This window comes from Marinobacter xiaoshiensis (assembly GCF_031631795.1).
Lineage (GTDB): Bacteria > Pseudomonadota > Gammaproteobacteria > Pseudomonadales > Oleiphilaceae > Marinobacter > Marinobacter xiaoshiensis.
In genome coordinates this window covers 398,628-418,181 of record NZ_JAVMBO010000018.1, presented here as the reverse complement: position 1 = coordinate 418,181, position 19,554 = coordinate 398,628, and the positions used below count along the sequence as shown (strand labels likewise).

18 protein-coding genes are annotated in these 19,554 nt (G+C 53.9%); 12 read left to right on the top strand and 6 right to left on the bottom strand.

Annotation, left to right across the window (positions count from 1 at the left end):
* Positions 1 to 5 precede the first annotated feature (5 nt).
* Genes hemA through RKA07_RS17310 form a run of 4 tightly spaced genes read left to right on the top strand, consistent with a single transcriptional unit; the run spans position 6 to position 3,975 of the window.
* Complete coding sequence (gene hemA, locus RKA07_RS17325) at positions 6 to 1,295, top strand: glutamyl-tRNA reductase (RefSeq protein ID WP_200202003.1); 1,290 nt, start codon at positions 6 to 8, stop codon at positions 1,293 to 1,295.
* On the top strand, positions 1,292 to 2,377 hold the full coding sequence (prfA, locus tag RKA07_RS17320; RefSeq protein WP_200202002.1) for a peptide chain release factor 1: 1,086 nt from the start codon (positions 1,292 to 1,294) through the stop codon (positions 2,375 to 2,377). Before hemA ends, prfA begins: the two co-directional genes overlap by 4 nt.
* The gene (gene prmC, locus RKA07_RS17315; RefSeq protein ID WP_200370230.1) at positions 2,370 to 3,236 is read left to right on the top strand and encodes a peptide chain release factor N(5)-glutamine methyltransferase; all 867 of its coding nucleotides are present in this window, start codon (positions 2,370 to 2,372) and stop codon (positions 3,234 to 3,236) included. The genes prfA and prmC overlap by 8 nt, the downstream gene beginning before the upstream one ends.
* The gene (locus RKA07_RS17310; RefSeq protein WP_200370227.1) at positions 3,226 to 3,975 is read left to right on the top strand and encodes a molybdopterin-synthase adenylyltransferase MoeB; all 750 of its coding nucleotides are present in this window, start codon (positions 3,226 to 3,228) and stop codon (positions 3,973 to 3,975) included. Before prmC ends, RKA07_RS17310 begins: the two co-directional genes overlap by 11 nt.
* 151 nt (positions 3,976 to 4,126) lie before the next feature.
* Here RKA07_RS17310 and phrB read toward each other — a convergent pair whose 3' ends face one another.
* Entirely contained in the window at positions 4,127 to 5,545 is a 1,419-nt protein-coding gene (gene phrB, locus RKA07_RS17305) for a deoxyribodipyrimidine photo-lyase (RefSeq protein WP_310966926.1), read from the bottom strand.
* Between the two features lie 156 nt (positions 5,546 to 5,701).
* Between phrB and RKA07_RS17300 the strand changes: the two genes are divergently transcribed.
* The 6 genes from RKA07_RS17300 to RKA07_RS17275 are packed head-to-tail and all read left to right on the top strand — an operon-like array spanning position 5,702 to position 10,312.
* Positions 5,702 to 6,511 (top strand): DUF432 domain-containing protein, encoded by an 810-nt coding sequence (locus tag RKA07_RS17300; RefSeq protein WP_200370207.1) that lies wholly within the window; start codon positions 5,702 to 5,704, stop codon positions 6,509 to 6,511.
* Positions 6,512 to 6,562: 51 nt separating this feature from the next.
* Positions 6,563 to 7,423, top strand: coding sequence for a mechanosensitive ion channel family protein (locus RKA07_RS17295; protein ID WP_200202116.1), 861 nt, complete (start codon positions 6,563 to 6,565; stop codon positions 7,421 to 7,423).
* On the top strand, positions 7,404 to 7,901 hold the full coding sequence (locus RKA07_RS17290; protein ID WP_200201997.1) for an ATP-dependent zinc protease family protein: 498 nt from the start codon (positions 7,404 to 7,406) through the stop codon (positions 7,899 to 7,901). The genes RKA07_RS17295 and RKA07_RS17290 overlap by 20 nt, the downstream gene beginning before the upstream one ends.
* Positions 7,898 to 8,803: a 30S ribosomal protein S6--L-glutamate ligase gene (rimK, locus tag RKA07_RS17285; protein WP_200201996.1), complete on the top strand. Its 906-nt coding sequence runs from the start codon at positions 7,898 to 7,900 to the stop codon at positions 8,801 to 8,803. The genes RKA07_RS17290 and rimK overlap by 4 nt, the downstream gene beginning before the upstream one ends.
* Positions 8,804 to 8,806: 3 nt before the next feature.
* A complete protein-coding gene (locus RKA07_RS17280; RefSeq protein WP_200201995.1) occupies positions 8,807 to 9,871 on the top strand; it encodes a succinylglutamate desuccinylase/aspartoacylase family protein in 1,065 nt (354 codons plus the stop codon).
* Positions 9,872 to 9,886: 15 nt separating this feature from the next.
* A complete protein-coding gene (locus tag RKA07_RS17275; RefSeq protein WP_200201994.1) occupies positions 9,887 to 10,312 on the top strand; it encodes a secondary thiamine-phosphate synthase enzyme YjbQ in 426 nt (141 codons plus the stop codon).
* Positions 10,313 to 10,325: 13 nt separating this feature from the next.
* On the opposite strand, the gene amn is transcribed toward RKA07_RS17275, so the two are convergent.
* The 5 genes from amn to RKA07_RS17250 all read right to left on the bottom strand — a co-directional run bounded on the left by amn (position 10,326) and on the right by RKA07_RS17250 (position 15,891).
* A complete protein-coding gene (amn, locus tag RKA07_RS17270; protein ID WP_200370205.1) occupies positions 10,326 to 11,801 on the bottom strand; it encodes an AMP nucleosidase in 1,476 nt (491 codons plus the stop codon).
* A gap of 62 nt (positions 11,802 to 11,863) precedes the next feature.
* Positions 11,864 to 13,318, bottom strand: coding sequence for an MFS transporter (locus RKA07_RS17265; RefSeq protein WP_310966922.1), 1,455 nt, complete (start codon positions 13,316 to 13,318; stop codon positions 11,864 to 11,866).
* 218 nt (positions 13,319 to 13,536) lie between these two features.
* A complete protein-coding gene (locus tag RKA07_RS17260) occupies positions 13,537 to 14,118 on the bottom strand; it encodes a TMEM175 family protein (RefSeq protein WP_310966920.1) in 582 nt (193 codons plus the stop codon).
* Between the two features lie 73 nt (positions 14,119 to 14,191).
* Positions 14,192 to 14,440 (bottom strand): DUF6868 family protein, encoded by a 249-nt coding sequence (locus RKA07_RS17255; protein ID WP_310966919.1) that lies wholly within the window; start codon positions 14,438 to 14,440, stop codon positions 14,192 to 14,194.
* Entirely contained in the window at positions 14,437 to 15,891 is a 1,455-nt protein-coding gene (locus tag RKA07_RS17250; protein ID WP_310966918.1) for a diguanylate cyclase domain-containing protein, read from the bottom strand. Before RKA07_RS17250 ends, RKA07_RS17255 begins: the two co-directional genes overlap by 4 nt.
* 369 nt (positions 15,892 to 16,260) lie before the next feature.
* Here RKA07_RS17250 and RKA07_RS17245 point away from each other — a divergent pair, with 369 nt between their 5' ends.
* Entirely contained in the window at positions 16,261 to 17,238 is a 978-nt protein-coding gene (locus tag RKA07_RS17245) for a TAXI family TRAP transporter solute-binding subunit (RefSeq protein ID WP_310966917.1), read from the top strand.
* Between the two features lie 99 nt (positions 17,239 to 17,337).
* The gene (locus tag RKA07_RS17240; RefSeq protein ID WP_200201960.1) at positions 17,338 to 19,518 is read left to right on the top strand and encodes a TRAP transporter permease; all 2,181 of its coding nucleotides are present in this window, start codon (positions 17,338 to 17,340) and stop codon (positions 19,516 to 19,518) included.
* Positions 19,519 to 19,554 lie beyond the last annotated feature (36 nt).

Here is a 19,554-nt window from a genome sequence, read left to right as displayed (position 1 = left end):
AAGAAATGGCATTGCTAACGCTGGGAATCAATCACCGCACCGCCCCCGTTGAGTTAAGGGAGCGAGTCGCGTTTACGCCTGAGCGTATGTCAGAGGCGTTTGCAGAGTTGCGGGCGGCATCAGGCGCCAGCGAGGCTGCCATTCTTTCTACCTGCAACCGCACCGAGTTATATCTGGCAGGTGACGACGACTGCGCGCCTCTGGTTTTGCGCTGGCTGGCGGGCTTTCACGATCTGGATGCTGCGGAGCTGGAAGAGGTTCTGTATATCCACCGCGACGCGGATGCCGTGCGGCATATGATGCGAGTTGCTGCCGGATTGGATTCCATGGTTCTGGGTGAACCGCAGATTTTTGGCCAATTAAAGGATGCCTATGCGCTGGCCCGGGAACACGGCGGTAGCGGTTCTTTTCTTTCTCGCATGTTTGAGCAAACGTTCACCGTAGCAAAGCGTGTTCGCACTCAAACGGCAATTGGCGAAAACCCTGTTTCAGTTGCGTACGCTGCAGTGAGCATGGCGAATCGCATTTTTGCTGACATGTCGAAAAACAAGGCATTGCTGATCGGTGCGGGTCAAACCATCGAGCTGGTTGCACGACACCTTGCAGATGCGGGCGTTAAAAACTTTATTGTGGCTAACCGCACTCTTGAACGGGCTCAGGCGCTGGCAGAGACCAGAGGTGGTCGTGGCATTGTGCTTTCTGAAATTCCTGACTACCTGGCAGACGTAGATATTATTATTTCATCCACTGCCAGCCCTCTGCCGATTCTTGGTAAGGGTGCGGTGGAGCGTTCGTTGAAAAAGCGCAAGCACCGGCCATTCTTTATGGTTGATATTGCCGTACCGAGGGATATCGAGCCGGAAGTGGCATCTTTGGCGGATGTGTATCTCTACACCGTTGATGACCTGCGCCAGGTAATCGAAGAGAACATCCGTACCCGGGAGGGCGCTGCCCGTGAAGCGGAAAACCTTATTGCTGACGGTGTGCAGGAGTTTCTCAGTCAGCTCCGGGCACTGGATGCGGTCTCCACACTGAAACAGTTCCGCCAGCGTGCGGAACTGTTGCGAGACATAGAAACGGAAAAGGCCCTGCGCGCCCTGCGTAATGGCGGTGATCCCGAAACAGCATTGCGCAGCCTGGCGCGAGGCCTTACAAACAAACTCCTGCACGAACCTTCGATACAGGTTCGCAAGGCCACCACCGAAGGGCGAACCGAGGTGACTGAATGGCTTAGAGAGCTGCACCAGCTTGATGTGTTGGAAGTAGACGCGACGACCACCTCGGAAAAAATATGAAACCATCCATACAGTCCCGCCTCGAGCAGCTAGTCGAACGCTACGAGGAGGTGAGCGCTTTGCTCAGCGATCCTGCAACCATCGCCAAACAGGACAAATTTCGGGAGTTATCGCGGGAGTATTCCGAGATTGAGCCTGTAGTTCAGTGCTTTCAGGCGTGGAGGCGCTCACTGGACGACATAAATGAGGCAAAAGAACTGGCGAAAGACGGCGATGCCGACATGCGGGAGATGGCCGCAGAAGAACTTGAGCTTGCCGAGCAGAAAACCGAAGAGCTGGATCAGGAGCTGCAGCGCCTGATGCTGCCAAAAGATCCAAACGATGGTAAAAACGTGTTTCTGGAAATCCGCGCGGGAACGGGTGGTGATGAAGCTGCCATTTTTGCCGGTGACCTGTTTCGCATGTACAGCCGCTATGCTGAGGGTCGCCGCTGGCAGATTGAAGTGCTGAGCCAGAATGAAGGTGAGCATGGCGGTTACAAGGAAATAATTGCCCGGGTTGCCGGCGACGCTGTTTACGGCGCACTGAAGTTTGAATCGGGTGCGCACCGGGTTCAGCGGGTGCCGGAAACCGAATCCCAGGGCCGTATTCATACCTCTGCCTGTACCGTTGCAGTTATGCCAGAAGCCGATGAGGCGGAAGCCGTTGAGATTAACAAGGGCGACCTGCGCGTGGACACCTTCCGTGCCTCAGGCGCTGGCGGTCAGCACGTAAACAAAACCGACTCGGCCATCCGGATTACGCACTTGCCCAGCGGCATAGTGGTGGAGTGCCAGGAAGAGCGTTCGCAGCATAAAAACCGTGCCAAGGCTATGAGTCTGCTGGCCTCAAGGCTGCAGAACGTCGAAACTGAGCGCCACCAGCAATCCATGGCAGAAACCCGCAAAAGCCTGGTTGGCAGCGGGGATCGTTCCGAGCGTATACGCACCTACAATTTCCCCCAAGGCCGGGTAACTGACCATCGCATCAACCTCACGCTATACAAGCTTGATGATGTGATTGCCGGGGATCTGGATTCCGTGGTTGTGCCTCTACAGCAAGAGCATCAGGCGGAGCTTCTGGCCTCGCTTTCCGATGACTAGTAAGCCTTCACTAACCTGCGAAGCGTTGCTGAGCGATGCAGCGCGCCGCATCGCCGGAGATACGCCCCGGCTTGATGCCGAGTTGCTTCTTGATCACGTAACGGGTGTTGGCCGTTCTGGCTTTCGTGCTTTTCCCGAGCGTGAAATCGAGCCCCGCCTCGCAGCTGAATTCGACGATCTTGTGCGCCAGCGTGTGCAGGGAATGCCAGTGGCCTACCTGTTGGGCCACCAGGAGTTCTGGTCCCTCCCGCTAAGCGTAAGTCAGAGCACTCTTATTCCACGTCCGGATACCGAATGCCTGGTTGAGCAAGCGCTGGAGTTGCCCCTACCGGATGATGCCCGAGTGGTTGATCTTGGTACCGGCACTGGTGCCATAGCTCTGGCGCTGGCCAGTGAGCGGTCGGGCTGGGTTGTCAGCGCCTGCGACCTGATGAAAGACGCTGTGGAATTAGCTCAGGCAAATGCCCGCCATCTGAAGTTGCCGGTAGAGGTTTTCCAGAGCCGATGGTTTGCCGGATTGCCCGCGGGCAGTTTTGATCTGATTGTTTCCAACCCACCTTACATTGCTTCCGACGACCACCATCTGGATGAAGGAGATGTTCGTTTTGAGCCTGCCTCTGCGCTGGTATCCGGAGCGGACGGCCTTGATGATATTCGCCTGATCGTTGCGGAAGCGCCTGCCTGGCTGAATGCCCGGGGTTGGCTGCTTCTGGAACACGGATATGATCAGGCTGAAGCTGTTCAAGGGCTGCTCGCCAGCCGTGGGTTTGCTAAGGTGGAGAGCCGGAAAGACTATGGCGGCAACGACCGCATGACACTGGGGCAATGGCCCCGATATGGAGCACACCATGCTCAGTGATGAAGAACTCCTGCGTTTCAGTCGCCAAATATTGATGCCCCGTTTTGATATTGCGGGTCAGCAGGCACTAAAGTCTGCCCGCGTTGTGATCGTTGGATCGGGCGGCCTTGGTTGCCCGGTTGCGCTTTATTTGGGCTCGGCAGGTGTTGGCCATTTAACGCTGGTAGATGACGATGTTATTGAGTTGCCTAACCTGCAGCGGCAGATAGCGTTTGAAACCGCACAGATTGGCGAGTCCAAAGCAGAGACTCTGGCCGCCCGAGTGCGCAGCATTAATCCGGCCGTGTCTATTTCTGTAGTGAATCGTCGCCTTGATCAGGATGGTTTTAAGCGGGAAGTGGCCGGAGCCAACCTGGCTTTGGACTGCTCGGATAATTTTGCCACGAGGTTTGCTCTTAACCGTGCTTGTGTGGCGGCGGGTGTTCCATTGATCTCAGGGGCGGCGATTCGCGGAGAAGGCCAGGTCAGCGTATATGATAGCCGGAATCCCGAATCTCCTTGTTACCACTGTTTATACCCTGAGCAGGGTAATGAAGATCTGACTTGTTCTGAAGCCGGTGTAATTGCGCCGCTCGTTGGCATGATTGGCTCTGTTCAAGCGATGGAGGCCATTAAAGTGCTTTCAGGTGTGGGTACACCGCTTGTGGGCAGGCTGCTGATTCTGGATGCTTGGGAAATGCAGTGGCGAGAAATGAAGCTTGCAAGGGATCCTGATTGTCCGGTTTGTGGGGCTGAGTAAGTCTTGAACTTGCTTGCCTAACCGAAGCGGGCGTGTGAACACTCTCCAAAACACGCTGTTAATACTTCCCTGTACGCTCGGCTCCGCCATCCATGGCTCCGCACGGTTTTGGAGAGTGTTCACACGCCCGCTTCTACAATGGCTTTCTGGTCTAGTCTTTCAGCGCCTGAAACTTCGCTATTGCCTCTTTTCTACTCTCTTTCAGATCAACAATTGGCCTTTGGTATCCGCCCGGTATTACTCCACCTTTTGAAGGATCGTGGATGCGTTTGTTATCCAGCTTTGCCAACTCAGGCACCCACTCGCGGATGAACTCACCTTTCGGGTCAAAGCGCTCACTCTGAGTCACCGGGTTGAACACTCGGAAGTAAGGCGCTGCGTCTGTGCCGGTAGAGGCACTCCATTGCCAGCCGCCGTTGTTGGAGGCCAGGAAACCATCCACCAGTTTTGACATGAAATAGGCCTCTCCCAGCCGCCAGTCGATAAACAGGTTTTTGGTCAGGAACATGGCGGTCACCATGCGCAGGCGGTTGTGCATCCAGCCGGTTTGATTGAGCTGGCGCATGGCGGCATCAACGAGAGGAATGCCGGTGTTGCCGGATTTCCATGCCTCGAAGTGCTCACCTGGGTCGTTCCATTCCAGTGCTTCAGTTTCTGGTTTGAATGCGCGGTGCATGCTCACTCGGGGGCAGTGGTACAGCGTATGAATATAAAAATCCCGCCAGGCAATTTCGTTTATCCAGGTCAGGAAGCCTTCCTGATTGCCTCCCATGCCTTGTGCTTGTTTTGCTGCGATCAGGCACTGGCGGCCGGAGAGTACGCCGTTGGCCAGGTAAGGGGAGAGCTGGCTGGTGCCATCAAGGGCAGGGAAGTCTCGTTGGTCTTTATAGGCACCGCCCTGTTCACTCAGGAAGCTCTCCAGTTGAGAGTGCGCGGCGTCTTCGCCTGTTCCTACAAGTGCTGGCGGTGCGTTTTCAAAACCCTCAGGAATGCTTGCGATGCGTTCCGGCTGAATCGCATCGCCCCGTGCTATGGGCGCCGGGTACAGCGTTGGCTGGGTTTCATCAATCCAAGTGCGCCAGCGACGGGAGAAGGGGGTGAATACAGAGTAGGGCTCACCTTGGCCAGTCAGTATTTCACCCACCGGCGCTACGGTCTGGTCTCGATACTTGCAGGTGGCTATGCCCTGCTCATCAAAGCGTTGCTTCACAGCTTTGTCGCGCTTGCGCTCGTTAATGCCATACTCTTCATTGAAGTGAAGCTGGCGCACGCCGTGTTCACAGCAGTGGCTTTCTAACGCAGTAATGCTGTCAGAGAAGCGCTCGGCGTAAATAAAACTGAGTGGTATACCCAGCTTTGCCAGTTCCTCCGCCAGTGCATTTGCGTGTGCAACAACAAACTGTACCCGTGCAGGCGACCAGTCGTGTTCCTGCCATTGAACCGGTGTGAGGATGAAGCAGGCGCGAACGTTTGAATGGCCTTCCGTTTTGCCAGAGTCTTTGCAGGCAGCGGTAAGGGCTGGGTTGTCGGCAATTCGCAGGTCGTTCCTGAACCATACCAGTTGTGTCATGGGTTATTCCGTTTCGGGTTGAAGCGTTTGGAGTAGGGGTAATTACATCGCACTGAGGCAATAAAATCACTTAGTTAGATATTCGCCCGAGGCCCCTGATTGGATTATAGTCGTCACAACTTTAGTGGCCGTATTCGTTGGAGAATTATAGCGTTCATGAGCACACAAACTGACAGTCGGCGCGACGGCGTATGGGCTCAGCCCTACGAGCTGGCCTCTGGCCAAACCCAGCATCACAAGCTTGGGCATGTTCGGGTGTGGGTTACACTTCTGGATAAGGAATGGCAGGTGCGTTCTGAAACACGGGCGCCCGAGACTGACCCGGTGGGCTGGACAGAATCCATAGGCCACCAACTGCCGCAAACAAGCGTATCTCTGCAGCGATTTATCAGGCAAGGAGATTCGTCAGTGGTCACTTTTATACCTGCGGTGGCTAACCTTCCAACCGTCATTCGCCCCTATCATCCGCTAACCATCCCTGGCGGCGCACGCTGTACTATTTACGTGGGAACCGTTGTCTGGATGAAAATATGCGCCGGCGCGAGCCAGACTCTCCTTACTGAAGTACCGCTGGCGGCACCCTCATTTACCTGGGTGGGCAGGAATACGATGGAAGGTGAACTGTGCTATTCGTCGTCAAGTTTTGGTCGGTTGGTGTTGGATGCCTTGCCGAAACGGCCGTGGCGAGCAACTACTCCGGTTACCATCATTAACCGCAGAACAGAGCCTTTGGTATTGGAGCGCTTCAGCTTGCCTACGCCATTGCTGTCATTGCATCTGAATGAGCGAGGCCAGTTATGGACACCCGGTGTGGTAGTGGAAGTGGCAACGGATATGAACTCTGCAAGTCTGCATGTGGATGAAGCTTTGCTCGTGGCGGCCGGGCCGTGCGTGAAAGTGGCTCCAGCCCGGGAGAAACCAGCCAAAGGGCGGCTGGTACGAGCTATTGACCGGGTGTTTGGCTGATGCGCATTCAACGGGGTAACAGCTGTGACTGAAGAGCTGAAAACAGGGGCAATGAGTGTGTTTACCGATATAGCTTGGGGGCAGTGGATCAGCGCTGGCTTTTTGATGTTGCTGGGTATTGTTCTCGCATCCTTGGCAGCGCGCAGTGTGTCAAAGGTGATGGCCAAGCGCACTTCCCGGCACCACACCGTTATGGTTCGGCGGCTGGTGTTCTACGTTATCTTTTTATTGTTTGGCGTTGCGGCGCTCAGGGAGGCTGGGTTCTCGCTGGATGTGGTATTGGGCGCGGCCGGTATTCTGACTGTGGCCATTGGTTTTGCATCGCAAACGTCTGCCTCAAATATGATCAGCGGTTTGTTCCTGCTTGTTGAAAAGCCCTTTGAAATTGGCGATTTCATTGAGGTGGAAAAAACCATGGGTGAAGTGGTGGGAATCGATATGCTGAGTGTAAAACTGCGCACCCGGGATAACCTTTATGTGCGTATTCCCAATGAAACCTTGATCAAGACGCCTGTTGTTAACCGCTCACGTTTCCCTATTCGCAGAATCGACCTTCAGGTGGGTATTGCCTATGCTGAAGATGCTGAGAAGGTAGAAAAGCTACTTCTGGAGCTGGCAGAAAAGAATCCTGTTTGTCTGGAGGAGCCCAAAGCCTTGGTGCTGGTTACCGCATTTGGCCCGTCCTCGATAGATTTGCAGTTTTCTTTCTGGGTACCCAAAGACAAGGTGCTTGAAGGTAAAAGCGGTATGCTCGTTGCTATAAAGAAAACGCTGGATAAGGCGGGTATAGAGATACCCTTCCCTCATACCAGCATCTATGCTGGCAGCCACTCCGAGCCGTTCCGGGTGCAATTAATGGCGCCGGAAAAAGTCACTGAAAAGGAACAATTGGATGTCCAAAAAGACAGTTGAAGCCCTCAAAACCGTGGAGCCGATACCTGCTGAAAATAAAATCAGCCTGGGGTGGCGGGAGTGGGTGGCGCTACCTGATCTGGATATTAACCGCATCAAGGCAAAAGTGGATACGGGTGCGCGCACCTCGTGCCTCCATACTTTTCGGACGGAGCCCTACACACAGGATGGCGAGCGTCGAGTGCGGTTTTGGGTGCACCCGGTTCAGAACGATATGCACCAGGTTGTGGAATGCGACGCTCGTGTGCTTGATGAGCGTGAAGTAACGGATTCCGGCGGCCATAAAGAGCTGCGACTGGTGATTGAAACTACATTGGTGATTGGTGGCCAAAGCTGGCCCGTTGAAATGACGCTCACGAACCGGGATACCATGCGGTTTCGTATGCTGATTGGACGCACCGCGATGGAGGGCCGATCCATGATATATCCTGAAGCTTCCTATCTCGCCGGGGAACCGGCTTTAAGGCCTGAAAAATGAAAATTGCAGTTCTGTCCCGTAACCGGCATTTGTATTCAACCCGTCGTCTGGTGGAAGAAGGCGTTAACCGTGGCCATGAAGTGAAGGTGATTGATTGCCTGCACTGTTCCATGAACATCACATCCGCCAACCCGAAAATTCACTATCACGAAGAAGTGCTGGAAAATTTCGACGTGATTATTCCCCGAATCGGGGCATCCGTTACCTTCTATGGCACAGCGGTTCTGCGCCAGTTTGAAATGATGGGAACCTTCCCGGTGAACGAGTCGGTTGCCATCACTCGTTCGCGAGACAAGCTGCGCTCTCTTCAGCTGCTGGCCCGTAAAGGCGTGGGTATGCCCATAACCGGTTTTGCCAACAAGCCGGACAACGTGCCCGAACTGCTGAAAATGGTGGGTGGTGCGCCCGTGGTGATCAAACTTTTGCAGGGCACTCAGGGTATTGGTGTTGTGCTGGCGGAAACCCGCACCGCGGCGGAAAGTGTGATTGAAGCCTTCATGGGCCTCAAGGCCGACATCCTTGTGCAAGAGTTTATCAAGGAAGCTGGCGGTGCAGATATTCGCTGCTTCGTGATTGGCGACAAGGTTATTGCCGCTATGAAGCGCCAGGGTGCCGAGGGTGAGTTCCGCTCCAATTTGCATCGTGGGGGCAGTGCCTCTTTGGTTCGTATCACGCCGGAGGAGCGCAAAACGGCCATTACCGCCGCAAAAGCCATGGGCCTGAACGTGGCGGGTGTGGATTTGCTGCGTTCAAGCCGTGGGCCGCTGGTGATGGAAGTTAACTCCTCACCGGGATTGGAAGGTATAGAAAACGCTACCGGCAAAAACGTAGCGGGCATGATTTTGAACTGGATTGAAAAAAACCAAGCGCCCTGGCGCACCAAAACCAAAGGCAGAGGATAATCGATGGCGCGAGCGCCCTTTGAGATGGCTGGAGTGCAGGTAAAGCCTGGTACCCGGCAACAAGTGGAAATTCCAATTGCGAAGCTTTATACCCACACGCCTTTGCATATACCCGTGGAAATTGTACATGGGCGCCGCGATGGCCCGGTACTCATGGTGTGTGGCGCCATACATGGTGATGAGATCGCTGGTGTGGAAATTGTGCGCCGTGTGCTCACCAATTCGGCGCTTCGCAATTTGCGCGGAACCTTGATCGCCGTGCCCATCGTGAACATCTTTGGATTTGTGCACCGTACCCGTTACCTGCCTGACAGGCGCGACCTGAACCGCTGCTTTCCTGGTAGCGAAAGAGGCTCCCTTGGCGGTCGTATTGCTTACCTTCTGCGCACACAAATAATGGAGCACGTGACGCATATTATCGATTTGCACACGGGCGCTATCCACCGCTTCAACCTGCCGCAGGTGCGGGCTGAGCTGAAGAACCCCGAAACTGCACGCATGGCGGAAGCATTTGCGGCACCGGTGATTATTGATGCAGGCCTCCGGGAAGGCAGTTTGCGTGCTTATGCTGACTCGCTGGATATCCCCGTTATTACCTATGAAGGCGGCGAAGCCTTGCGCTTTGACGATGTGGTTATCGGTAGTGGTGTAAAAGGTGTGATGCGAGTGATGCGCGAACTCGAAATGGTTCCGCCACGGAAGGGGCGCGCAACATTGAAAAAACGCTCGGAAATTGCGGCCAGCTCCCAATGGGTGAGGGCAGAGATTGATGGCATCATGCGGCCGGTGGCAAAGCTTGGCCAGAAAGTGCGTAAAGGTCAGAAGCTGGCCATGGTGGCGGATCCCTTTGGCGAATCCGAAACGGCGATTGTGTCACCTTGCTCAGGCATTGTTATTTGTGTAAACAATTTGCCGTTGGTTAACGAAGGTGAAGCCATTTATCACATAGCCCGATTTGACGAGCTTAACGAAGCAGAGAAGGCTATGGATTACTTCCGCAGCTCATTTGAGACGGAAGTGAGTGAAGCAGTTGTGCCCATGCACCCATGGGATGAACTGCAGAAATAAACCGAAGGAGCTGCCATGATCTGGCATCAGACATTCGTTGACCTGGCGCCTTTGCCCAGAGGGTTTCATCTGGTAACTAATGAAATCCTCGCGCAGGCACCGGACATGACCAACTGCGAAGTGGGGCTGCTGCACCTGTTTATCCAGCACACATCGGCTTCGCTGGCGGTAAGCGAAAACGCTGACCCGGACGTGCGCGGAGATCTGGAGCGTCACTTCAATGTGATGGTGCCCGAAAGGGCGCCGCACTATGAGCATGTATTAGAAGGGCCAGACGACATGCCGGCCCATATCAAGAACGTTCTTATTGGCCCGTCGCTCACCTTGCCCGTTAACCATGGGCGCCTGGCGCTGGGAACCTGGCAGGGGCTTTATCTCTGTGAGCACAGAGATAAAGCCGATGGCCGTCGGATTGTGGCTACGCTGCAGGGGCGCTGGTAGCCGCGACTCGTATTTACCGGAACGGTGGCTCGTCAAAGCTACGCAGCTTGCGCGAGTGCAGTGTGTAACGCTCACTGCGCATCAGTTCCAGAGCGCGGATGCCGATATGCAAATGTTGGGTAACCGCACTCTCGTAGAAAGCTCCGGCTGCCCCGGGTAACTTGATCTCGCTGTGCAGTGGTTTGTCACTGACACATAGCAAGGTGCCGTAAGGTACGCGGAACCGATAACCCTGCGCAGCGATGGTGCCGCTCTCCATATCGACCGCGATAGCGCGGGCCAGGTTGATCTGTGAGCGCTCCTGGGCCCAGCGCAGTTCCCAGTTACGATCATCGTAGGTTAATACCGTACCGGTACGCAGTCGCCGCCGGAGGGTGTCACCTTCGTCACCGGTTATCTCTGCCGCGGCCTGCTGCAACACTTGCTGCACTTCGGCTAACGCAGGTAGAGGAATATTCGGTGGCAGTACCCGGTCAAGAATACCGTCGCGGCGCATATAGGCATGGGCCAGCACATAGTCACCAATGACCTGCGACTGCCGCAATCCACCGCAATGGCCAATCATCAGCCAGCAGTGCGGGCGCGTTACAGCGAGGTGATCGGTGATGTTTTTGGCGTTGGAAGGCCCCACACCAATGTTTACCAAGGTAATACCCTGGCCGGGCTCGGCCGCCTTCAGATGGTAGGCTGGCATCTGGAACCTGTGCCAGACCACTGAGTCCACAAGCGCCTGCATTTCATCTGCGGGCATACCCCGTTCAATCACCACATTTCCGGGCAATACCATGCTCTGAAAGCGTGAGTTGCCCTGCAGCATATCCAGCCCATGGCGAATAAACTGGTCAACATAACGATGGTAGTTGGTCAGCAATATCCATGGCTGCACATGCTTCCAGTCGCTGCCCGTGTAATGCACAAGCCGGCGTAATGAAAAATCCGTTCGCGCGGCATCAAACAGGGATAACGGCAATTGCTCAAGCGCTTGCCAGTCGTGCAGGCCGTCGGCGGTGCCATCGCTGGTGGCGGACAAATCGGTACTCGGAAATACCTGGGAAAGTTCGCGGGCAGTGATGCCCGAAGAGCCCAGCTCGTCGCCTTGCTCAACAACATAAGGGTAGGGAATGTTGACCTGGCTCCAACCCACCTCCAGAACAACAGTGAAGTCCCTCATAATATGGTTCAGTTGGCTCTCCAGATAACGCCTGAAGGCCTCTGGCTGAGTCACCGTAATGCTGTAAACGCCGGGCTCTTGCAGCCGCGCGTAAGCACGTATGCTGCTGGGTGCCTCGCCTTGAGCTCGATAAGTCAGTCGCAGTTCGGGATAGCGAAAGGCGCAGTGGGAGTCCTGCGGAAGCTGGCGGTCAACAAGGTACTGCTGCAGCGCCGAGCGCAGTGCGCTTGTGGCTTGTTCGTACAGGGCGGCAAGGCGATCAACTGCCGCTTCAGGGGTGGTCACTACAATAAAATCATCATCACTGGATAGTGTCACGACATGCCTCAGAGTTGTTTGACTGTCTTTATAGTGCCTGCTGCTGCGGTTGCGGCCAACCGCTAGTTCTGCGCGCGCCGGTCGCGTAAGTCCTTAAAAGCCATGGCTAATGCTAGCAGAGTGATCAACGTGATCGTCAGCAACCCAAGGCTCACTGCCGTGTGCCATGAGCTGTAAGGGCGCAGGGCGAACACAATGGCTGTAATGATCGCAATCCCTACAGAGGTGCCGATACGTTGCCCTGTTTGCATGATGGCTCCGGAGCTGCCTGCATAGGCGAGCGGCACCTCAGCAAGGGTGAGCGTTTGGTTTGGGCTGATCACCGAGCCCTGGCCAAGGCCAAAAAAGGCCAGCGACAACAGCAACCACCAGATACTCACGCCCAGATGCTGATGCAATAGCACCACCGCGATACTGGACAGCAATCCGAAAACAGCAAACATCAATCCGCCAATGACAACCTTGCGACCGTAGTGGTTGACTCGCTTTCCGGCCCAGTTGGAGGACCAGGCAGAGAGCAGTGCCGAGGGGATGCCGATCATGCCGGCTTCAAATGCTGAAAAGCCAACACCCTGCTGTGCGTACAAGGGGATCAGTACCCAGACACTGGTCATGCCCAAGAAATACAGAAACATTATGACACTGCCATTACGGTAGCTGGAGGTGGCAAAGATTTTAAGATCCACCATGGGGCTGTATCCGCGCCGGGTATACCAGCGCTCCCAATGTACCCAGAGGTAAAAAAGCAGAAGTCCCGCGGGAAGCAGCAGCCACATCAGCCCGTTCGAGCGGGATTCAACAAAGGGGTAGAGCACGGCCAAAACACCCAAACCCAGTAGCAAGGCGCCCATGGGGTCCAGCGATCTCAGGCCTTTATGTGCCATTAGCTTGGGCTTGTGTATCAACGGCCTTGGAAACCACAAAAACGCCAGCGCTATGGTTAGCAAGCCTACCGGAACGTTAATAAGGAACGTCAGGCGCCAGCCAATCTCCGGGCCACCCAGGTGAATCAGAATGCCACCAAGAACCGGGCCAATGGCAACAGATACACCCACTGTGGTGCCAAAAAAACCAAAAGCGCGAGCGCGGTCAGGGCCCCGAAAATACTGTTGGATCATGCCAATGCCCTGGGGGTTCAGGAACCCCGAACCAACACCCTGAACAAAACGCGCCGCGTTAAGCCAATCCGCATCCGGTGCCAGACCTGCGGCAACCGAGGCGAGGGTGAATATGGCAACGCCAAGAATAAAAAAGCCGCCGCGCCCCATCAGATCCCCGGCGCGGCCCGCACTTACCAGCACCACGCCAAAGGTGAGTGCATAACCGGACAGCACCCACTGGATATCAGACTGGCTGGCATCCAGCCCTTGCTGGATCGAGGCCAGGGCGACGTTGATCACACTCACGCTCATCAGCGACATAAAAAACGCCATGAGTAGCACTAAAAGAACACGCCAGCGGTCGGAGTCGCTGATGGTATCGGTGGAGGTGTATTGCTGGGGGGGCAGCTCGGTCATGTAATAGCCATAAAAGATGCGAACAACGCACAGAGCAATGAGTATGGAAGCGTACCAGAGTCGGCGGCCAGATCTACCTACATCATCTCTAAGGAGTCACTAACATGCATAGCCCGGCAGGTTTCACACTCGACAACCAAGTGGCGGTTTTTACCGGAGGGGGCGCTTAAATCAGTTTTGAGCGACGGCACAAAATCCGGGAGATCTTTGAAAGTTCTTTATTCGCTCTCCTCCATAACCCGCTCTATCCTTTTATCCGGCACCAGCCAGAGCAGTGCTACACCCACATAGATGGCTTGTGCTGCCCAATGAAACTTGAACGATAAGCCCACTCCAGCCAAATACAGAACCATGGATAGCTTTCCTTTCCAGTCAGACCCTATCGCCTCATGCAGAACCGAACTGCAGCCATCTGTCGCCATAATGCAGCGCTGCAGTATGTTGTAAGCAATAGCGGCCATAAACAATACAAAGCCATAGACGGCTGTCGGTAATGGCTCAAAGTGATTATTGCCCATCCAGGCCGTAGTGAAAGGAAACAGTGAAAGCCAGAAGAGCAGGTTCAGGTTAGACCAGAGCACGCTGCCCGAAACATGGCCCGCGGCGTGGATCAAGTGGTGATGGTTATTCCAGTAAATACCTACATAGATAAAGCTGAGAACGTAACTGAGAAAACTGGGCAGCACGGGAACAAGAACATCCATTCCGGAACCCGTCGGAATCTTCAGTTCAAGCACCATAATGGTAATGATGATGGCGAGAACGCCATCGCTGAAGGCTTCTAACCTGTTTTTACCCATGGGCTACCCTGGTTGTGTTCACGGAGTTGCAACGGCCGTTTTTGGTCGCGCACTGATGCAGTAGTCGAGCAGTTTAATGGCCCATAATCTTGAGCGCCAGATAGGGCGCAATAATGAACACAAAGGAAAAAATTTTGTAGTTTGCCAGATAGTTGAAATAGCTGGTTGCCAACTCGCTTTCTGGAATGCCAAACATCCTGCTGTGGATTGAAGTGATGAACGGCTTCATGACAATAAGCAAGATGCCGGCAAAAATCAGCATGCCCAGATTCAGGATCGAGGCCCAGCCGAGCAGCTCCGTGAGCTGTGAAATTGTCATCATGATGAGGTCCTGGCATACCGAAGCGGCCGCTGGTTGTATAATCGGAAGCAGTTTTTTCCGCTTTTTTTGGCAGCATACATTGCTTTGTCTGCCTTGCTGATCAAAGTGTCCACGTCTGTTCCATCTTTGGGGAAAACCGAGATACCAATGCTCGCACCGATGGTGGCAGTGCCATTATCAAATTGGAACGGTTCGGACAGGTTGTGGAGGATGCTTGAGGCAACGGCCCCGGCGTCTTTTTCGGATATCCCGCCATTTAACTGAATGATGAACTCGTCACCACCAAAGCGGGCAACAACGTCTGCATCTCGAAGGCTGCTTTTCAGCAGTTCGCCTATCTTTTCAAGCGCTTGATCGCCGGCCTTGTGGCCGAAAGTGTCGTTAAGTGCTTTGAATCCGTCAATGTCGACAAACAGCAGTGCGACGGTCTCTCCATTTCTCCTGGCATTGGCGATCATGGAGGAGCTTAGCTTTTTGAACAGCCTCATATTGGCGAGCCCTGTCAGCTCGTCATAAATGGACTCTTCATAGAAGATATCTTTTTGCTCATGCACCAACCCAATGAGCACTGTAGCGATGATCGACATGGCGAAGATCAACTGAACTTCCAGCATCCCGTAATAGGAGTAGCCAAATAAAACATAAAAGGAAAGCGTGAACAGGTTGCCGATAAACGCATACATCAACCCAATACCTAGCCCCCACTTTACGGAGGTCCAGATGATGGGGACCAGGATCAGGTAATAGTAGCTTGAGTAGTTTTCACTGTACTTGCCCAGAAACACTACGAAGAAAGAAAGCGAGATAATGATAAGAAACGCAGTTAGTTTGTCAGGCTTCAGAATCACATCGGTAATGGTCAGTTTTAAGCGCTTCCAGCCGTTGGATTTAACGTATAGGTAGAAGGTGAAAATCGGAAGTGCGGTCAAGGCGCCAGTCAGATTGCCGACAAAAAACAAAGGGACTTGATCCCGCCAGCGTGTACTCAAGGTGCTGTCTGTGTCAATTGCGACCATGACAAAAACCGCAGACGCTAGAAGTGCCGTTGCGATGATTATTAACATTAGGGTGTAGTAAAAGGTAGCGCTCAGTTTTTTCTTTTCGGGATTCAGCTTTGCCAGAATCAACCCCGCTGTGCCGTAAATGAAAAACATTCTCACGTCAGGGATCAGCATTTCGAGGTTGTAGTTGAAAACATCACGCTGTGGCAGGCCGCCAACGAGTATGGCAAAAAAGAATACGGGCAGGTACTTGGCTCCAAAAAGATAAATCAAAAGCATTGCAAACCCGGAGGGCGGGTAAAAGATGCTAACACCTTCGGCTACCTCAAAGAGATAGACTACCTGATTCAGAAGCCAAAACGACAGTACAAAAAATAGCGCATTCCGGAGGAACTGCCTTTGCCCTGTCATCCTGCTGGTAAGGTCTGTTCTCTCCGATGAAACAAACATGCTAGCTCCGCGTAGCGCTGTGTTCTAAATACTTTCCCTGCTGCGTAAGCGCAGCCGAAAAACACGCGAAGACGTGGCTTCAAGTTCTTTGAGAAGCATAAATGAATCCAGAGTCGAACGGTACGCCAAAGACTGATTTTTCATTCCGCCCTTCTTGATGAATGTGGTGGGAGTTCACCCAATGTGGCTCAGGGATGGGTGGAATGGTACCCAGTTTTCAAGGCGCTTAAGTGCAGTAGTTTTGCGGGCGTCTGTTTTGTATGTGTTTCTTTTAAATGGCCCACTATTTGCTATCTTCAATAAGTTATCGCAGCCCTACCGGGCTCCGTCGAGCACCCAACAAACAAAACGAATCAGGGAACAGTCTCTATGAAGAACCAAGCCATTATCGCGGCGGCATTCGCCTCTACTCTTGTTGTTGCCAGTCCCGTTGTTGCCCAGGATCGGGCCGGTTGGCCGGATAACTTTACTGTGGGTACGGCCAGTCAGGGCGGCACCTATTTCGCCTATGGTTCTGGCTGGGCTAACTTTGTTGCAGAAAGTCTGGGCGTTTCCGGTGGCGCCGAAATCACTGGCGGGCCTATGCAGAACATGGCTCTGGTGCACACTGGTGATCTCAAGTTCGGCCTTACTACGATGGGCCCGGCTCGTGAATCCATGGATGGCAACAGCCCGCTGGCGCCCGGCATGAAGATGGACAACGTATGCGCCATGTTCCCCATGTACGAGACGCCTTTTTCGGTAACGGCGCTGAGCAGTTCCGGAATCAAGTCTATTTCTGATATCCCCGACGGTGCCACCATCGGTTTCGGCCCCGCTGGCTCAACCTCCGATACTTATTTCCCGCGCATGATGGAAACCCTGGGGGTGAACTTCAAACGCCGTAATGGCAGTTGGTCGGATCTTGGTGGCCAGCTTCAGGATGGTCTGATTGATGTTGTTGCCTTTGCTGCAGGTATTCCTATTCCGGCTGTTAGTCAGTTGGAGGTTCAAACCAATGTAAACATTATTGGAATGACCGATGCAGAAGCCAAGAAGGTGACGGACAACTTCCCGGTATCTGAATTCATTATTCCGGCAAGCACTTATCAGTCTCTGAATGAGCCCTCGCGTGTGGTTTCCATGTGGAACTTTGCCATGGTGAATTGCGATGTTCCGGAAAGCTTTGTGTATGAAATTACCAAGCTGACCATGGAGCAGAACGAGCGGATGGTTTCTATCCACAAGGCAGCTCGTAATTCGATTCCCGAGAACTACAACAAGAACAACGTATTGCCTTGGCATTCCGGTGCAGCTCGTTGGTTCAACGAGAACGGTTACACCATCGAAGCCAGCGAGATCAAATAACGCTGTTGTTTTGAATGGCTGAATGAAAGGGGGCCGCAAGGCCCCTGAATAATAGCCGGCAGATTGCCGGCTCCGATTTGCCTTCAGGCAGGACACCCGATGACACTTGAACGACACCCCAAAGACTTTTCTGACATAGAGGTGGGCGAAGACCACGTGCTTGCCCATGATGTGGACAAGGAGCCTGTAGAGGCAAATCGCAGGCTGTTTGAAGGCGGCATGCTGAAGTTTGTGACATTGCTCGCGATTGCCTATTCCTCTTTCCATCTCTATTCGCTGAATATTGCGCCTTTGGAAACCTGGTCGTTCCGGATTGTGCATATTGCCGGTGCGCTTGTTATCGGGTTTGTTTTGTTCGCCGGTGCCCGTTTTGTTTCAGCCGAAGAGGGCTCTGCGCGCCACCGTTGGACAACGTGGATCAGCGCGGTAGCGCTAGTCCCTGCATTTTACGTGCTATACCAGACTTATTCGTTCTGGCAGATGGTTCAGAACGGCGCCATGCGAATTCCCGTTGACCTGGAAACCTGGCATTTTGGCTGGCCTTTATTGGCGGTAACGGGCGTAGGTATTGTGCTGAGTTGGTTCCATCAGCGTGAACGTTCGCGCTTTAGTTTGCCGGATCTGGTGCTGTGTGTGTGTTCAATTGCTGTCGCAGCATACTTTCTTGTGGCTTATAACAGCTCCATGCGCATGTCTACGGGCACCTCCTTTGCTCCGGTGGGGATATCCTTTGCCGCTGTGGCAGGCACGGCGTTGATTATGGAGCTGACTCGCCGGGTTGCCGGCCTGGCCCTGGTGATTATCGGGCTGGTGTTTCTTGTATATGTGTTTGCCGGGCCATACCTGCCGGGCTTTTTGGGCTATCCAGGGCTGTCTGTTCAGCGTTTCTTTAGCCAGGTATATACCGATGCCGGTATTCTTGGGCCCACCACCGCTGTGTCGTCTACCTACATTATTCTGTTCATTATTTTTGCCGCGTTTTTGCAGTCGTCCAAAGTGGGTGATTACTTTGTAAACTTTGCGTTTGCAGCCGCCGGGCGCTCGCGGGGTGGTCCTGCCAAGGTGTCTATTTTTGCCTCTGGCCTTATGGGTATGATCAACGGTACCAGTGCAGGTAACGTGGTATCCACAGGATCACTGACGATTCCGTTGATGAAGAAGGTGGGTTACAGCAAAAAATCGGCAGGCGCTGTGGAAGCCGCTGCATCTACCGGTGGCCAGATCATGCCACCGATTATGGGCGCAGGTGCCTTCATCATGGCCGAGATTACCGGTATCCCTTATACCGAAATCGCCATTGCCGCCATTATTCCCGCAATACTCTACTTCGCCTCTGTGTACTTTATGGTGGATTTTGAAGCCGCTAAAACCGGTATGCGTGGTATGCGGGAAGATGAGCTGCCAAAGCTGCGCACTATGGTTAAGCAGTGCTACCTGTTCTTGCCCATTATTATTCTCATAGTGGCCCTGTTTATGGGCTACTCGGTCATTCGTGCCGGTACTCTGGCGATGGTTTCTGCGGCCGTAGTCAGTTGGTTCTCGCCTAACAAAATGGGCATTCGGCAGATATTGCACGCACTGGAAACCGCTTCCTACATGGCCATACAGATCATTGTGGTGTGTGCCGCAGCGGGCGTTATTGTGGGTGTTATTTCCCTGACCGGTGTCGGTGCACGCTTTTCGGTATTGCTGCTCGATGTGGCGGAGGCAAGCCAGTTGCTGGCGCTGATTTTTGCCATGTTTATTTCCATTCTTCTGGGCATGGGAATGCCTACAACAGCGGCTTATGCAGTCGCTGCCTCAGTGGTTGCGCCAGGCCTTGTACAGCTGGGTATTGAGCCGCTGACGGCGCACTTCTTCGTGTTCTACTTTGCGGTGGTTTCGGCCATTACTCCGCCGGTTGCATTGGCGTCTTATGCGGCGGCAGGTATCTCTGGTGCCAATGCAATGGAAACCTCTGTGGCTTCTTTCAGAATTGGTATTGCAGCATTTATCGTGCCCTTCATGTTCTTCTACAACGGCGCGCTGTTGATGGAGGCAGGCTGGTTCGATATTGCACGGGCACTGGTTACAGCACTCTTTGGTGTGTATCTGCTTTCTGGAGGTGTGCTGGGCTGGTTCGGCAATGTCACTGCATCCTGGATCGTCCGTATATTGCTGATCGGTGCCGCCCTGATGATGATTGAAGGGGGATTGGTGTCCGATCTGGTGGGCGTTGCCCTTGCGGCGGCGGCGTTTTTGATGCAGCGCCAGCGCAAAGGTCGTCTCGCTGCTGCCTGAGTTTGACTCATCGCCCGGCCCTTGTTCCTCAGGGGA

Excerpts from the sequence above, each read along its gene's own strand:
- hemA (WP_200202003.1), top strand. The coding sequence starts at position 6 with ATGGCATTGCTAACGCTGGGAATCAATCACCGCACCGCCCCCGTTGAG.
- prfA (WP_200202002.1), top strand. The coding sequence starts at position 1,292 with ATGAAACCATCCATACAGTCCCGCCTCGAGCAGCTAGTCGAACGCTAC.
- prmC (WP_200370230.1), top strand. The coding sequence starts at position 2,370 with ATGACTAGTAAGCCTTCACTAACCTGCGAAGCGTTGCTGAGCGATGCA.
- RKA07_RS17310 (WP_200370227.1), top strand. The coding sequence starts at position 3,226 with ATGCTCAGTGATGAAGAACTCCTGCGTTTCAGTCGCCAAATATTGATG.
- phrB (WP_310966926.1), bottom strand. The coding sequence starts at position 5,545 with ATGACACAACTGGTATGGTTCAGGAACGACCTGCGAATTGCCGACAAC.
- RKA07_RS17300 (WP_200370207.1), top strand. The coding sequence starts at position 5,702 with ATGAGCACACAAACTGACAGTCGGCGCGACGGCGTATGGGCTCAGCCC.
- RKA07_RS17295 (WP_200202116.1), top strand. The coding sequence starts at position 6,563 with ATGAGTGTGTTTACCGATATAGCTTGGGGGCAGTGGATCAGCGCTGGC.
- RKA07_RS17290 (WP_200201997.1), top strand. The coding sequence starts at position 7,404 with ATGTCCAAAAAGACAGTTGAAGCCCTCAAAACCGTGGAGCCGATACCT.
- rimK (WP_200201996.1), top strand. The coding sequence starts at position 7,898 with ATGAAAATTGCAGTTCTGTCCCGTAACCGGCATTTGTATTCAACCCGT.
- RKA07_RS17280 (WP_200201995.1), top strand. The coding sequence starts at position 8,807 with ATGGCGCGAGCGCCCTTTGAGATGGCTGGAGTGCAGGTAAAGCCTGGT.
- RKA07_RS17275 (WP_200201994.1), top strand. The coding sequence starts at position 9,887 with ATGATCTGGCATCAGACATTCGTTGACCTGGCGCCTTTGCCCAGAGGG.
- RKA07_RS17265 (WP_310966922.1), bottom strand. The coding sequence starts at position 13,318 with ATGACCGAGCTGCCCCCCCAGCAATACACCTCCACCGATACCATCAGC.
- RKA07_RS17260 (WP_310966920.1), bottom strand. The coding sequence starts at position 14,118 with ATGGGTAAAAACAGGTTAGAAGCCTTCAGCGATGGCGTTCTCGCCATC.
- RKA07_RS17255 (WP_310966919.1), bottom strand. The coding sequence starts at position 14,440 with ATGATGACAATTTCACAGCTCACGGAGCTGCTCGGCTGGGCCTCGATC.
- RKA07_RS17250 (WP_310966918.1), bottom strand. The coding sequence starts at position 15,891 with ATGTTTGTTTCATCGGAGAGAACAGACCTTACCAGCAGGATGACAGGG.
- RKA07_RS17245 (WP_310966917.1), top strand. The coding sequence starts at position 16,261 with ATGAAGAACCAAGCCATTATCGCGGCGGCATTCGCCTCTACTCTTGTT.
- RKA07_RS17240 (WP_200201960.1), top strand. The coding sequence starts at position 17,338 with ATGACACTTGAACGACACCCCAAAGACTTTTCTGACATAGAGGTGGGC.